The organism is Kitasatospora sp. NPDC048407 (assembly GCF_043200475.1).
Taxonomy (GTDB): Bacteria; Actinomycetota; Actinomycetes; order Streptomycetales; family Streptomycetaceae; genus Kitasatospora.
In genome coordinates, this window is sequence record NZ_JBICXW010000015.1 from 106,229 (window position 1) to 118,776 (window position 12,548).

The window sequence follows — 12,548 nt, forward strand, 5'->3', positions numbered from 1 at the left end:
GCGCAGCGGTGTGGCGGCGCGCCCAAGGCCCCTGCCTCGCGGGAGGATTGCGCGGCAGTTGTGCGGGCGGGTGGGAGGTGAGTGCCGGTGTGGACCGACCGCGGTGAGGACGGCGCGGGGTACGGGGTCGGCAGGGTGGGGCGGGTGGTGTCGCTGGGGACCGCCGTCCTGATGTACTGCGTGATGGTCGGCCTGCAGTTCGCGCCGGACGGCTGGCAGACGCCGTCGGTGGTGGTCGCGGTGCCGGCCCTGGTGTCGATGGCGTTCCGGCCGCCGATGATCCTGGCGTCGGCGGTGCTCGCGATCGGCACCCGCTGGGCCTTCGTCCCGGACGAGCCGGGCCGGATCGGCGCCGCGATCGGCACCACCTCGGTGATCGCCATCATCGCCGCGCTGGGCGTCTTCCTGGTGCACCGTCGCGAGCAAGCGGCCGCGCACCTGGTGGAGGTCAGTTCGGTCGCCGAGGCCGCCCAGCGCGCGATCCTGCGGCCGCCGCCGCCCGTCGTCGGACCGTTCCGCACCGCCGCCGCGTACCGGGCGGCCGCACAGTACGCCCGCGTCGGCGGGGACTTGTACGCGGTGGCGGACACCGCGTTCGGCGTCCGCGCCCTGATCGGCGACGTCCGCGGCAAGGGCCTGGACGCCGTCGCCACCGCCGCCGTCATCCTCGGCTCGTTCCACGAGGCCGCCCAGGACCACGCCCGCCTCGACGACCTCGCGGACCGGATGGACACCAGCCTGCGGCGCCACCTGAACGACTCGGAGGCGTTCGGCACCGCCTTCCTGGTCGAGATCGCCGCCGACGGAACCGCCCACGGGCTGTCCTGCGGGCACCCGCCGCCGCTGATCCTGCGCGGCACCGGCGTCGCCGAACTCCCGGTCTCCCCGCGCCCGCCGCTCGGCCTGAGCGGCCTGCTCCCCGACCCGGTGGCCGCGGAGCCCGCACCCGCCGTCCCGCTGGGCCCCGGCGACACCCTGCTGCTGTACACCGACGGCCTCACCGAGGCCCGCGCCGCCGACGGCGCCTTCTACCCGCTGCTCCCCCGCCTGACCGCCCACCTGGAGTCGCAGCCCGACGGCCCCGACCCCGTCGCCCTGCTGGACTGGCTGCACCGCGACTCCCGCGCCTTCGCCACCGGCGGCGCCGACGACGACGCCGCGCTGCTCGCGCTGGCCTGGCCGCGGGTCGTGGAACATCCCAGAAACCTGGGATACCCGGAGCGCCCACCCCTCTGACAGGCTGACCTGTCATGGACGCGCGCAGCAACGGTGCTCCGTGCGGGTGAGGAGGCTTCGTGATCGCCGGACTGAATCACCGCCCCGCCACCCCGAACCCCGAGCGCCCACCGCTGCGCTTCCGCCTGCTCGGCCAGCTCGCCGCCGAGACCGGCCACGGCCCGCTCGCCCTCGGCTCGCTCAAACAGCGCGCCGTCCTGGCCGCCCTGCTCGGCCACCCCAACACGCTGCTCTCCACCGACCTGCTGACCGAGGCCGTCTGGGAGGACGAACCGCCCCGGTCCGCCCGCAAGAACCTCCAGGTGTACGTCTCCGGCCTGCGCGGGGCACTCGGTGCGGCCCGCCTGGTGCACCGCCCCGGCGGCTACGAACTGCACGTCGCCGACGAGGAGTTGGACACCCTGCGGTTCGCCGCCCTGGTCCGGTCCGGCCGGGAGGCGGCGGCCCGGCAGGACGACGAACAGGCCGGCCGGCTGCTCGGCGAGGCACTGCGGCTGTGGGCCGGCCCGCCACTGCCGGAACTGCGGCACTCCTCCGCGCTGCGGGCCGTCGCCGAACGACTGACCGCCCGTTACCTCGCGGCCGTCGAGGACTGGGCCGAGGTCGAACTGCGGCTCGGCCACGCCGGCCGGGTCGCGGGCGCCCTCACCGACCTGACCGACCGTCACCCCCTGCGCGAACGCCTCCAGGCCGTCCACCTGCTCGCCCTGCACCGCGCCGGGCGGCGCGCCGAAGCACTCGCCGCGTTCGCGCAACTGCGCCAGCAACTCTCCCGCGAACTGGGCCTGTCCCCCGGCCCCGAGCTGGAGGCCTGCCACCGCGAACTGCTCGCCGACCGCCCGACGCCCCCGCCTCCGCGTGCCGCCGCGCGATCGGGCCGGACCGTGCTGCCGCCGGACACCACCGCGTTCACCGGACGGGAACAGCAGGCCGCGGAACTGGTCCGCGCCGCACGCCGCGCCGAACGGCCGGTGGTGCTGACCGGACCGATCGGCGTCGGCAAGACCGCACTCGCGATCCGCGCCGCCCACGCACTGCGCGACGACTTCCCCGACGGCCGCCTCTTCATCCACCTGCGGGACGCCACCGGCCGCGCCCGCGAACCCCGGGCCGTCGCCGCCGACCTGGCCCGGCTGCTCGCCACCGACACCGCCGATCCCTTGCAGACCTGGCGCGAATGGCTGGCCGAACACCGGGCACTGGTCGTCCTGGACGGCGCCTCCGACGACCACACCACCCACGCCCTGCTCCCACCGCCCGGCCCCGCCGTCGCCCTGGTCACCGGCCGCACCCCCCTCCCCGGCCTCGGCGCCACCCACCGCACCGACCTCGCCCCCTTCACCCTCCCCGAAGCCCTCGCCCTGCTGTCACTCCTCGTCGGCACCCACCGCGTCGACGCCGCCCCCACCGCCGCCGAACGCATCGTCACCGCATGCGGCCTCCTGCCCGCCGCCGTCCGCCTGGCCGGCTACAAACTCGCCGCCCTCCGCCACCTCCCCCTCGACGAATTCGCCGACCGCCTCGCCGACCCCCACCGCGCCCTCGACGAACTCGCCGTCGGAGAAACCCGCCTCCGCGACCGCCTCGACACCCAATGGCACGCCCTCACCCCCGACCAACGCACCACCCTCACCCACCTGACCCGCCACCCCTGGACCCCCACCTTCGACCTCACCCACGCCCGCCACGCCCTCGACCTCCCCCCCGCCCCCGCCCTCGCCGCCCTCGAACACCTCATCCTGGCCGGCGTCCTCCTCTGCCCCACCGAAGAAGCCCCCGCCCACACCGCCCACTACTCCCTCCCACGCCTCACCCACCTCCACGCCCACCTCCAGCGGCCCGCGTCCGACCGACCGTGAGCACCAGAATGAGGAGCATGAGCGAGCCCACCCAGAAGCACTCGATCACCACGCCTCGCGACATTGCCGAAGCGGCCCGACCCGCAGCGACCCCTCCGGCTCGAACGGGACAACCTCGACGAGCTCATCACCCTCGCCGAGGCCGAACACGGCCCGATCACCCCCGAAGAGATCCACGAGCGTCGCGACCTGCTGCGCCGCACGCGCGACGAGCAGCGCGCCTCCGACACGAGCAGCTGAACGTCGCGCCTGGCGAGCCCCCACCTCACCCACATGCGCGCCCACCCCGGCCCGCCCGACGGAACGCAAAGCGCCGGCCACCGTCGTGGTGGCCGGCGCTTTGCGGCTGGTGGGCGGGCCGCTACTGGACGAAGAGGACGCTCTGGCCGAGCGTGAGGTCCTTGGTCTCGCCCGGCAGCATGGCGCCGAGTACGTGGCCGGTGCAGTCGGGCGCGTCGAAGATCAGGGCGACCCCTTCGGTCTGGTTGGTGACGGCGGAGGGGGATGTGTCGGCCTTGACGCAGCTCTTCGCGTCGGCGTCCTCCGTCGGCGTCCCGGCCGGGTCCTGAGCCGGGGTCTGTGTCCCGGCCTCGGCCGGGGCCGGGGCCTGGTCGGGCTGCTGGGGGATGTCCGCCGACGCTGTCGGGCCGGCGGCCAGGACGGCCGCGCCGAGGGTGGTCGCGATGAGCATGCCGATACGACGCATGAAGAACCGCCATTCGAGTACGAGGGGAATGGTTCGAGACCGTTCCCCACCGCGAACGGCCCGGTGCGGGATCCGCCCCGGGGTCACCCGCGCGCCGCGCAATCGCCCACCGAACGGATCCCGGGCCGGTGTCGGCGGCGGGCACTACGGTGCGTCGCCATGAGCACTGATGATCTTGACCCGTACGACGGAGAGTGGGCGGACGTCATCGCGAGCTGGCAGGTCGAGAAGGACACCGCCGCGACCTGGGAGGAACACCGGCCGGGGTCCCACGTGGACACCTCGCACGACGTACGGACGGTCATGGCCGCGATGACCGCCGAGGTCAAGGACGGCCCGCAGTACGACGCGGTGCCGTGGGACTGGTTCGACGGCGCCGAGATCCCCCACCTGCTGGAGCAGATCCGCCACGGCGACACGGAGAACGCCGACCGGGCGCTGTCCCGCCTGTGGAACAGCGTCTGCCACCAGGGCACCCCTTCCACGGCCGGCACCCTCGCCGTCCCCTTCCTGATCCGCACCGCCCTCGCTCGTCCCGACCCCGACGTCCTCCTCCTGGTCGGGAGTCTCGCCCGCCGCCCACACTTCGGAAGCGGCACCCGCACCGGACTGCTACGGGCCGGCGAACCTGTTGACCGCGTTGTCTTCGATTGCAGCGGCCACAACGCCAACTGGTCCGTCCAGGCCGCCCAGCAGGCCATCGCCGACGACACGGACCTGCTGCTGCCCCTGCTCGACCACCCCACCGCGACGCTCCGCGCCGTCACCGCCTACGCCCTCGCGGCCGCCGCCGTCCCCGCCCGCGACCGGATCACGGCCGCCCTGCACACCCGCTTCGCCACCGAGACCGACCCGGTGACCCGCGCGAGCCTGGTCCTCGCCATCGCCCAACTGGCCTGGGAGACACGCGATCCCACCACAACCGCCCACACCCGCGCCTGGTGGCAGGACCCCACCCGGCCGACGGAGGTCCGAGTGAGCGCAGCCATCGCCTGGCTCTGCCTCGTCGACGACCCCATCCCCGCCGAGCTCGACCCCCTCCTCGACGCCGCGGCCGCCGACGAACTCATCGACACCGTCCGCTGGATCCACGACGCCGACGGACTGCGCAACATCCTCATCATGATGCGAAACCCCGACGACCACCCCTGGATCGCCCACCTGCACTGAAACCCCGACCCGGCCCCCACGCCCCGGCGGTCGCGTGCACTCGATGGACCGCCCCCGCGCACCCTGGCGGCATGCGACGCCCCCAACTGCTGCGGTTCGTAAGGTCGTTCGCGCCCAACAGTGCGCCCGGAGGAGTAGCTACTCCGCGCCGAGGATGCGCAGGCCGTGATGGGCTCGGAAGTCCTCGTAGTCCTTGAGGTTGAGCGTGGCGAGCGGCAGGTCGTAGGTGAGGGCGCAGGCCGCGATCCACATGTCGTTGATCGGGCGTGGGCGTCCGCGCTGGATGCCCGCGGCTGACAGGCGGCCCCAGGTCGCGGCAACGGCTTCGTCGCCGGGCAGGACCGGCATTCCGGAGAGCCAGTCGGCGAGTTCCTGGCGGCTGCGGGTGCCCCAGTGGCGGATCTCGGTCCACTTGGTCAGTTCGCCGAAGGTCACGAAGGTGATCAGCGGCTTGCGGCCGATCAACCTGGTGGCGAGCGGGTCGGTGAGCTTGCGCTTGTGGGAGAGCGAGGCGACGTCGGTGTCGAGGATGACAGGTTGCACGGCGGCGGCTCAGGCGACGTCGCGGTGACGCTCGGCGTACGTGAAGGCCAGGAACTCCTCCAGTTCCTCGTCCGACTCGAAGGTGTCGGCGGCGAGGTCGTCCAGGGACCGGATCGGCTGGGCGTTCTTCGCGGCCAGCAACTCCTCGACCGAAACGCGGGGCCGCAACGGCGGGTAGCCGGAGTACTCCGCGTCGAGTGTGCTCATCGGGGACCTCCAGCAGGGACGGGACACGGCTACCCAGGCCAGCATACGGGGGACTGCCCCGCGCTGACACCGACCTTCACCCCATGGAGCTGCTCTCCGAACACAGGTGCTCCCGCCCCCGCGGGCATTGGCAGGACGGTGGATCGACGGCCTCCGGCCCGGGGCGGGACCGCCCTCGAGCAGGCGTCCGAACACCATGCGCCGCCGGCCCGGAGCAGCCTGCGCGGCCGCGCGACGCTGTCGTACGGCAAGGTCATCGAACGGCCCGATGTACCGCCCCTTATGCGGCCCTGTACCGGCCCGCAACCGGCGCCCCCCACAGTCCTGGTGACACTCGCTCGGAGGGGAGGGACGGACGTGGAGCTGTCGGAGATCCTCGGTCTGCGTCCGGAGCCGGCCGCCGGGTTGTTGGTTGCTCTGACCCGGCGGTGCCCGTTGAGCTGTGCGCACTGTTCGACGGCCTCCTCGATGGACTCGCCCGAGCATCCGGACGGTACGCGACGCGTTCAACTCCTGCGATTCGTAGAGTCGTTCACGCCGGAGCAGCGCCCGGAGGTGGTGCTGCTGACCGGCGGTGAGCCGCTGCTGCTGCCGGGGCTGGCGTACGAGCTGACGCGTGCGGCGCAGCACACCGGGGCGCGGGTCTCGATGCTGAGTGGGTTGTTCTTCGCGCGCGACGGCGGTCGGATCCCGGCGCCGATCCTGCGGACGATCACGGCGCTCGACCACTTCTCGGCCAGCCTGGACGCCCCGCACGAGCGCGAGGTTTCGCGTGCGGACGTGTTCCGGGTGCTGGCGCAGGTGCTGGACGCGGGGGTGCCCGTCAGCCTGCACCTGACGGGTACCGGCCCGGACGACCCGTACCTGGCGGAGGCGACGGCTGCGGTGGTCAAGGAGTTCGGCGATCGGGTGCCGATGCTGGTCAACGAGGTGCGCGCGGTCGGCCGCGCCACCCGCGGCCGGACGGTGGCGGGGCCGGGCGGGCCGTGCGCGATGGCGGCGTGGCCGACCGTCGCGCCCGACGGGACGGTGCTCGCCTGCTGCAACCAGCGGACGGTGGACCTGCGGCCCGTCCCGCCGCACCTGCGGCTCGGGCACATCGCGGAGGACGACTGGCCGGCCGTCCGCCGCCGCACCCTGGACTCGCCGCGGCTGCGGCTGATCCGCACCCTCGGGCCGGACCAGTTGCGTGCCCGCAGTGGCGCCGACCCCGCCGAGGGTGGCTACTGCGCCGGCTGCCGCGCCCTCCCGGCGGCGCCGGGCCCGGACGACGCCGCCGCGGCCGGCGCGGCCGGCCGGCTGCTGGACCAGCTCTCCGCCGCCCGCCTGCGCGCCCAGGGCCCGGCGGCCCTGCTGCGCCGCTACGGCTGCGCGCCGTACGCGCATCTGGTGCGGCCCGGGAGCCCGGTGTGAGCGTCCCGACCTCCCGCGCGTTGGACGCCCGGCTGGCGCTGGTCGCGCCCGCGCTGCATCGGGCGAGCGCCCAACTGTGGCGACCGGAAGGCGATCTGACAGGCCGCTACATCGACTACCTGTGGGCGATGCACGCGCTGACCGTCGCCTCCGTCCCGCTGCTGGAGCGCGCCGCGGCGGTCTGTGCGCGGCTGGACGAGGAGTGGGCGCCGCGGTTGGCGGCGTACTTCGCGGTCCACGCGGAGGAGGAACGGGGGCACGACGCCTGGCTGTTGGCGGATCTGGTGGCGGCCGGGGAGCAGCAGGAACCGCCGTTGCCGCCGCCGCTGGTGGTGGAGCTGGCGGGCGCGCAGTACTACCGGATCGAGCACCGCCATCCGGCCGCGCTGCTCGGCTATCTCGCGGTGCTGGAGGGCCATGCCCCGTCGCCCGCCCTGGCGGGGGTGCTGGCCGCCCGGACTGGGCTGCCGGAAGCCGCGTTCCGGACGGTGCGCGAGCACGCGGCGCTCGACGCGGGGCATCTCGCCGAGGTCCAACGTCAGCTCGACCGGCTCGAGTTGACAGCTGCGGAGCAGACCGAGGTCGCTGTCAGCGCCCTGCACACCGCGGGCATCCTCGCCCGGCTCTTCCACCAGCTCGCCGCGGATCCAGGAGGACAGCAATGACTGACCGCACCGACCCGGCCCTGGCAGCCCTGGCTGCCGCCGGTTTCGACCTGAGCGGCCTCACCGAGGAGCAGCACGCGGTGCTGCGTTCGCTCACCGACCAGGAGCTTGGCCTGCTGACCGATCTGCGGGGCCGGCTGGAGGAGGCCGGGCCGGAGGTCCAGGGGCATGCGGAGGTGGCGGGCGGTGCTCTCTTCTGACGTGTTCGGCCCGGATCCGGCGGGCGGGCGCTGCCCGGGCTGCCACCGTCCGCTGCCGGTGGAGGCCCGGTTCTGCGCGGCGTGCGGGACTCCGCGCGCCGACGCCCGGGGTCCGGAGACGGCCGGCCGCAAGATCGTCACGGTGCTGTTCTGCGACCTGGTCGGTTCGACGGCGCTGTCGGGGACGCTCGATCCGGAGGCGCTGCGCGGGGTGACGCTGCGCTACTTCGACGCGATGCGGGCGGCGATCGAGGAGCACGGCGGCACGGTGGAGAAGTTCATCGGCGATGCCGTGATGGCGGTGTTCGGCGTGCCGTCGGTGCGCGAGGACGACGCCCGGCGGGCGCTGGCCGCGGCGCTCGGGATGCTGGCGGCGCTGCGGGCGCTCAACGAGGAGCTGCACGCCGAGTTGGGTCTACGGCTGACGGTCCGGATCGGCGTCAACACGGGCCGGGTGGTCACGGGTTCGGACGCGTCGGCGCGGCAGGCGCTGGTGTCCGGCGAGGTGGTGAACGTCGCGGCGCGGCTGGAGCAGAACGCCGGGCCGGGCGAGGTGCTGATCGGTCCGGACACCCTGCGGGCCGCGGGCGAGGGGGTGCGGGAGGTCGAGGTCGGGCCGCTGCGGCTCAAGGGCAAGGAGCAGGAGGTGACGGCGCACCGGCTGCTCGGGCTGGAGCTCAGGGCGCCGGAGCGCCTCGACCTGCCGTTCGTCGGCCGCGAAGCCGAACTGGCGCTGCTGGACGCGGAGTTCGAACGCACAGCCACCGAGCGAACGGCCCGCCTGCTGGTGCTGGGCGGCGAGCCCGGTCAGGGCAAGACCCGGCTGCTCCGGCACTGGCTCGAACTCTCGAGCAACTCCGGCCGGTTCGGCGCGGGCCGGTGCCGCCCGCCGGGCGAGCAGGCGGGCCTTCAGCCGCTGGCGGACGCCGTCACCGCACTGCTGGCCAAGGCCCCCGGCCACCGGCAGCTGCCCGGCCTGGAGGTGCTGGCGCAGGGCCTGCTCGCGGACGGCACGCCGACGCCGTCGCCGGAGGACACCGGCGCGGCGCTGGTCGAGCTGCTGGGCGCGCTGGCGGGGCGCGCGCCGCTGGTGCTGGTGATCGACGACGCGCACTGGGCGGCCGCGTTGCTGCTCGACCTGCTGGACCGGGTGGTGGCGGCACTCGCGGACGCCCCGGTGCTGGTGGCGGTGCTGGGCCGGCCCGAGCTGCTGGACGCCGGCCCGGCCGGTCCGCACCGGGTGCTGACGCTCGGTGCGCTGTCCGACCGGGAGGCGCGGCAGTTGGCCGGGGCGCTGGGCGGGGCGGCGCCCGCGCACCTGCTGGAGCGGGCGGGCGGCAATCCGCTGCATCTGGAACAGCTGCTCGCGGCCCCGGCGACCAAGAGCGGGAGCGGCGACGGGGTTCCGCTGACCCTGCAGACCCTGATCGGAGCCCGGCTGGACGCGTTGGACCCGGCCGAGCGGCGGGCGGTCGATCTGGCGTGCGTGCTGGGCCGCGAGTTCGCCGCCGATGAGTTGGCGGCGCTGGACTCGGCCGGTCCCGATCTGTCGGCGGCGCTGCGGCGGCTGGGGCGGCACCGGCTGGTGGTGGCGGACGGCGCGTCGTTCCGGTTCGCCAGCGGTGTGGTGCAGGAGGTCGCGTACGAGTGCCTGTCCAAGCAGGGCCGGGCCGAGCGGCACGAGCGGGCGGCCGCGCTGCGTTCGGTGCGGGCGGGTGGCCCGGCGGTGGTCGGCGGCCATCTGGAGCGCGCGCACCGGTACCGGGCCGAGCTGGGTCTGCACGGCGAGCGCACGGACGCGCTACGGCGGGGCGCGGCGACCGCGCTGGCGGAGGCGGGTGCCCGGGCGGCGGCCCGGACCGACCCGGGCTGGGCGGTGGAGCTGCTGACCAGGGCGACCGCGCTGCTGCACCCGGGTGAGGACGGGCGGCTTCCGGCGGCCCGCCGGCTGGGCGAGGCGCTGCTCGCGCTGGGCCGGATCGAGCCGGGCCGGGTGCTGCTCGCCGAGGTCGGTGCGAGTGCGGACGATCCGGTGGAGGCGGCGCACGCGCGGCTCAGCCTGGCGGCCGTCGGCCAGCAGCGGGCGCCCGCGCCGGTGGCCCGGGAGACCCTGCCGGTGTTCCAGCGGGCGGGCGACCAGTTGGGTCAGGCCCGGGCCTGCCTGCGGCTGGCGCAGCAGGAGCAGATCGACGGGCGGCACGCGGCGGCGACCCGGTTGCTGGCGCGGGCGCTGCGGCATGCCGAGCGTTCGGACGGCGAGCAGGAGCGGGCGTCGGCGCTGGGTGCGATCGGGGTGTCGCTGTGGCGCGGTCCGGTGCCGGCCGCCACCGCGATAAAGCGCTGCCAGGACCTGCTGGCCGCGCAGGGCCGGGGGCGGCGGGCGGTGCGGGTGACGTTGAACTGTCCGCTGGCGGTGCTGCTGGCGCTCGGCGACGACCGGGCGGGGGCGGCGGCCTGCCTGGCGGAGGCCTCGCACCACGCCGAGCGGCTGGGGTACGCGGAGGCGGCGGCGTTCCTGCCGCTGTTCGGCGCGACGGTGGCGGCGCTCGGTGGTCGGCCGAGGGAGGCGCTGGAGTTGCTGGCGGCGACGGCCGCGGCCGCCCGGGAGCTGGGCGGGGGCGCGCTGCTGAGCGGTGCGCTGCTCGACATGGCACGCCTGCACCTGGACCTGGACGAGCGCCGGGCCGCCCGGGCCGCGCTGGCCGCGCTGGAGGAGGAGCGGGCCCGCGCCGGCGGCCGGTTGTCGTTCGCGACGCTGGCGGAGCGCGACGGTCTGCGGGCCCGGCTGGCGGCCGCCGGCGGCGACCGGGTGCCCGCGCTGCGGCTGGCCCGCGGCGCGGTCGAGGTGGCCGGCCGGACGGATTCGCCGATCCTGCAGGGCCTGGCCGCCGCCGATCTGGCCCGTACCGCCGCGCTGCTCGGCCTGGACCAGCAGCGTCTGCTGTCCGCCGCCGCGGCCGGCGGCCGATTCGCGGCCAAGGGGCACGGCCCGGGCGTGCGGCTCGCCGAGGCCCTGGCCGGCCACCATCCCCGCAGAGAGGCGGTTTCGTGATGACGACCGTGCCCCACGCCGTGCCCCCGCGCGGCCTGACCTGGCGCCTCGCCGGCCGGACCCCCGAGGACGTCCGGACGGAGGCGGACGCGCTGCCCGAGCGGCCCGCAGCGGGCACGCTGGTCGGGGGTTCCGGGCGGGGCGTGCAGGTCTGCGTGGTCGACTCCGGCGTGGACGGGTCCCATCCGCTGGTCGGCCCGGTGGCGGGCGCGCACGTGGTGCGCAAGGACGAGGCCGGGACGATCCGGGTCGAGGCGCTCGGCGCGGACGACCCGGGCGACGTCTCCGGCCACGGCACGGCCTGCGCGAGCATCGTCCGGCGGGCCGCGCCGGACTGCGAGATCCACAGCGTCCGGGTGCTCGGCGAGCGCTTCACCGGCAGCGGCGACGTGCTGCTGGCGGGGCTGCGGTGGGCGATCCGGCAGGGCTTCGACGTGATCAACCTGAGCCTGTCGACCACCCGCACCCGGTACCTCGAGGACCTGCACGTGCTGGCCGACGAGGCGTACTTCGGGCGCAGCACGATCGTCGCGTCTGCCCACAACGCCCAGGTGGAGAGCTTCCCGTGGCGGTTCTCGTCGGTGATCTCGGTGGGCAGCCACCGGGAGGACGACCCCGATCTGCACCTGTACAACCCCGAGCCGCCGGTGGAGTTCTTCGGCCCCGGCGTCAACGTCGAGGTGGCCTGGCTCGGCGGCGCCACCTTGCGCAGCAGTGGTAACAGCTTCGCGACGCCGTTCGTCGCGGGCCTGTGCGCCCGGATCCTGTCCGAGCGGCCCAGGCTGACGCCGTTCCAGCTGAAGCACGCCCTGTACCTGTCCGCAGCGAACGTCCATGTCGGCGGCACCCGGTGAGCGCCGGGCCGCACGTCGTGAGAAAGGGACCGTGGTCGAGATGACCCAGTCAACCGCCCCCGCCGCGCCGTCGACCGATCCCGTGGTGGCGGAACTCCTGCAGTCGGTGGTCGATGTGGCCCGCGCCATCTTCGGCGCCCAGGCCGGTTCGATCCTGCTGCTCGACCACCAGTCCTTCGAGCTGGTCTTCCAGGCGGTGTCCGGCCAGGGGCAGGAGTTCCTGATCGGCCGCCGCTTCCCCGCCGGCCAGGGCATCGCCGGCTGGGTGGCCGGTTCGGGCGAGCCGATGATCGTCGACAACCTGCGCCGCAGCACGTCCTTCGACCAGGAGGTCGCCGAGTCCACCGGCTACGTCCCCGACGCCCTGATGGCCGCCCCGCTCATTCACGGCGACCGCGTCCTGGGCGTCCTGGAGGTACTGGACCCGGCCCCCGGCCCCACCCGGGCCTGCCTCCCGGAGCTCGACCTGCTCGCCCTGTTCGCCCGCCAGGCCGCAGTGGCCCTGCGGGTCGCCGTCGACGGCCCGGCCCCGGCACTCGCCGCGGGCGACCGCGACCGGGCGGTGCGACTGCTCGCCGAGGTGCAGCGGCTGATCGGCGACCGCGCCGACTGGTGATGTACCGGCCCTGAACCGGCCTTGAAG

At 75.0% G+C, this 12,548-nt stretch carries 13 protein-coding genes; 10 read left to right on the forward strand and 3 right to left on the reverse strand.

Annotation, left to right across the window (positions count from 1 at the left end; genetic code table 11):
* Nucleotides 1–87 precede the first annotated feature (87 nt).
* The 3 genes from ACGFWJ_RS25410 (at nt 88) to ACGFWJ_RS25420 (ending at nt 3,335) form a co-directional block, all read left to right on the forward strand.
* Complete coding sequence (locus ACGFWJ_RS25410; RefSeq protein ID WP_392953550.1) at nt 88–1,236, forward strand: PP2C family protein-serine/threonine phosphatase; 1,149 nt, start codon at nt 88–90, stop codon at nt 1,234–1,236.
* 59 nt (nt 1,237–1,295) lie between these two features.
* Nucleotides 1,296–3,095 (forward strand): BTAD domain-containing putative transcriptional regulator, encoded by a 1,800-nt coding sequence (locus ACGFWJ_RS25415; protein WP_392953552.1) that lies wholly within the window; start codon nt 1,296–1,298, stop codon nt 3,093–3,095.
* Between the two features lie 63 nt (nt 3,096–3,158).
* Entirely contained in the window at nt 3,159–3,335 is a 177-nt protein-coding gene (locus tag ACGFWJ_RS25420; RefSeq protein WP_392953554.1) for a hypothetical protein, read from the forward strand.
* Between the two features lie 121 nt (nt 3,336–3,456).
* Here the strand turns inward: ACGFWJ_RS25420 and ACGFWJ_RS25425 are convergent, their stop codons facing one another.
* Nucleotides 3,457–3,801: a hypothetical protein gene (locus tag ACGFWJ_RS25425; protein ID WP_392953557.1), complete on the reverse strand. Its 345-nt coding sequence runs from the start codon at nt 3,799–3,801 to the stop codon at nt 3,457–3,459.
* 159 nt (nt 3,802–3,960) lie between these two features.
* Between ACGFWJ_RS25425 and ACGFWJ_RS25430 the strand changes: the two genes are divergently transcribed.
* Entirely contained in the window at nt 3,961–4,971 is a 1,011-nt protein-coding gene (locus ACGFWJ_RS25430; RefSeq protein ID WP_392953560.1) for a hypothetical protein, read from the forward strand.
* A 138-nt stretch (nt 4,972–5,109) separates the two neighbouring features.
* On the opposite strand, the gene ACGFWJ_RS25435 is transcribed toward ACGFWJ_RS25430, so the two are convergent.
* Together ACGFWJ_RS25435 and ACGFWJ_RS25440 are read right to left on the reverse strand one after the other, a co-directional pair.
* The gene (locus tag ACGFWJ_RS25435; protein WP_392953563.1) at nt 5,110–5,514 is read right to left on the reverse strand and encodes a type II toxin-antitoxin system VapC family toxin; all 405 of its coding nucleotides are present in this window, start codon (nt 5,512–5,514) and stop codon (nt 5,110–5,112) included.
* Nucleotides 5,515–5,523: 9 nt separating this feature from the next.
* Nucleotides 5,524–5,721 carry a hypothetical protein gene (locus ACGFWJ_RS25440; protein ID WP_392953565.1) on the reverse strand — a complete coding sequence of 66 codons (198 nt, stop codon included), beginning with the start codon at nt 5,719–5,721 and terminating at the stop codon, nt 5,524–5,526.
* Between the two features lie 357 nt (nt 5,722–6,078).
* Here ACGFWJ_RS25440 and ACGFWJ_RS25445 point away from each other — a divergent pair, with 357 nt between their 5' ends.
* The 6 genes from ACGFWJ_RS25445 to ACGFWJ_RS25470 are packed head-to-tail and all read left to right on the forward strand — an operon-like array spanning nt 6,079 to nt 12,521.
* Entirely contained in the window at nt 6,079–7,134 is a 1,056-nt protein-coding gene (locus tag ACGFWJ_RS25445; protein WP_392953568.1) for a radical SAM/SPASM domain-containing protein, read from the forward strand.
* Complete coding sequence (locus ACGFWJ_RS25450; RefSeq protein WP_392953571.1) at nt 7,131–7,799, forward strand: iron-containing redox enzyme family protein; 669 nt, start codon at nt 7,131–7,133, stop codon at nt 7,797–7,799. The genes ACGFWJ_RS25445 and ACGFWJ_RS25450 overlap by 4 nt, the downstream gene beginning before the upstream one ends.
* Entirely contained in the window at nt 7,796–7,999 is a 204-nt protein-coding gene (locus tag ACGFWJ_RS25455) for an aroma-sacti cluster domain-containing protein (protein WP_392953574.1), read from the forward strand. The genes ACGFWJ_RS25450 and ACGFWJ_RS25455 overlap by 4 nt, the downstream gene beginning before the upstream one ends.
* Entirely contained in the window at nt 7,986–11,051 is a 3,066-nt protein-coding gene (locus ACGFWJ_RS25460) for an adenylate/guanylate cyclase domain-containing protein (protein ID WP_392953577.1), read from the forward strand. The genes ACGFWJ_RS25455 and ACGFWJ_RS25460 overlap by 14 nt, the downstream gene beginning before the upstream one ends.
* The gene (locus ACGFWJ_RS25465; protein ID WP_392953580.1) at nt 11,051–11,905 is read left to right on the forward strand and encodes a S8 family serine peptidase; all 855 of its coding nucleotides are present in this window, start codon (nt 11,051–11,053) and stop codon (nt 11,903–11,905) included. Before ACGFWJ_RS25460 ends, ACGFWJ_RS25465 begins: the two co-directional genes overlap by 1 nt.
* Nucleotides 11,906–11,945: 40 nt before the next feature.
* Nucleotides 11,946–12,521: a GAF domain-containing protein gene (locus ACGFWJ_RS25470; RefSeq protein ID WP_392953583.1), complete on the forward strand. Its 576-nt coding sequence runs from the start codon at nt 11,946–11,948 to the stop codon at nt 12,519–12,521.
* Nucleotides 12,522–12,548 lie beyond the last annotated feature (27 nt).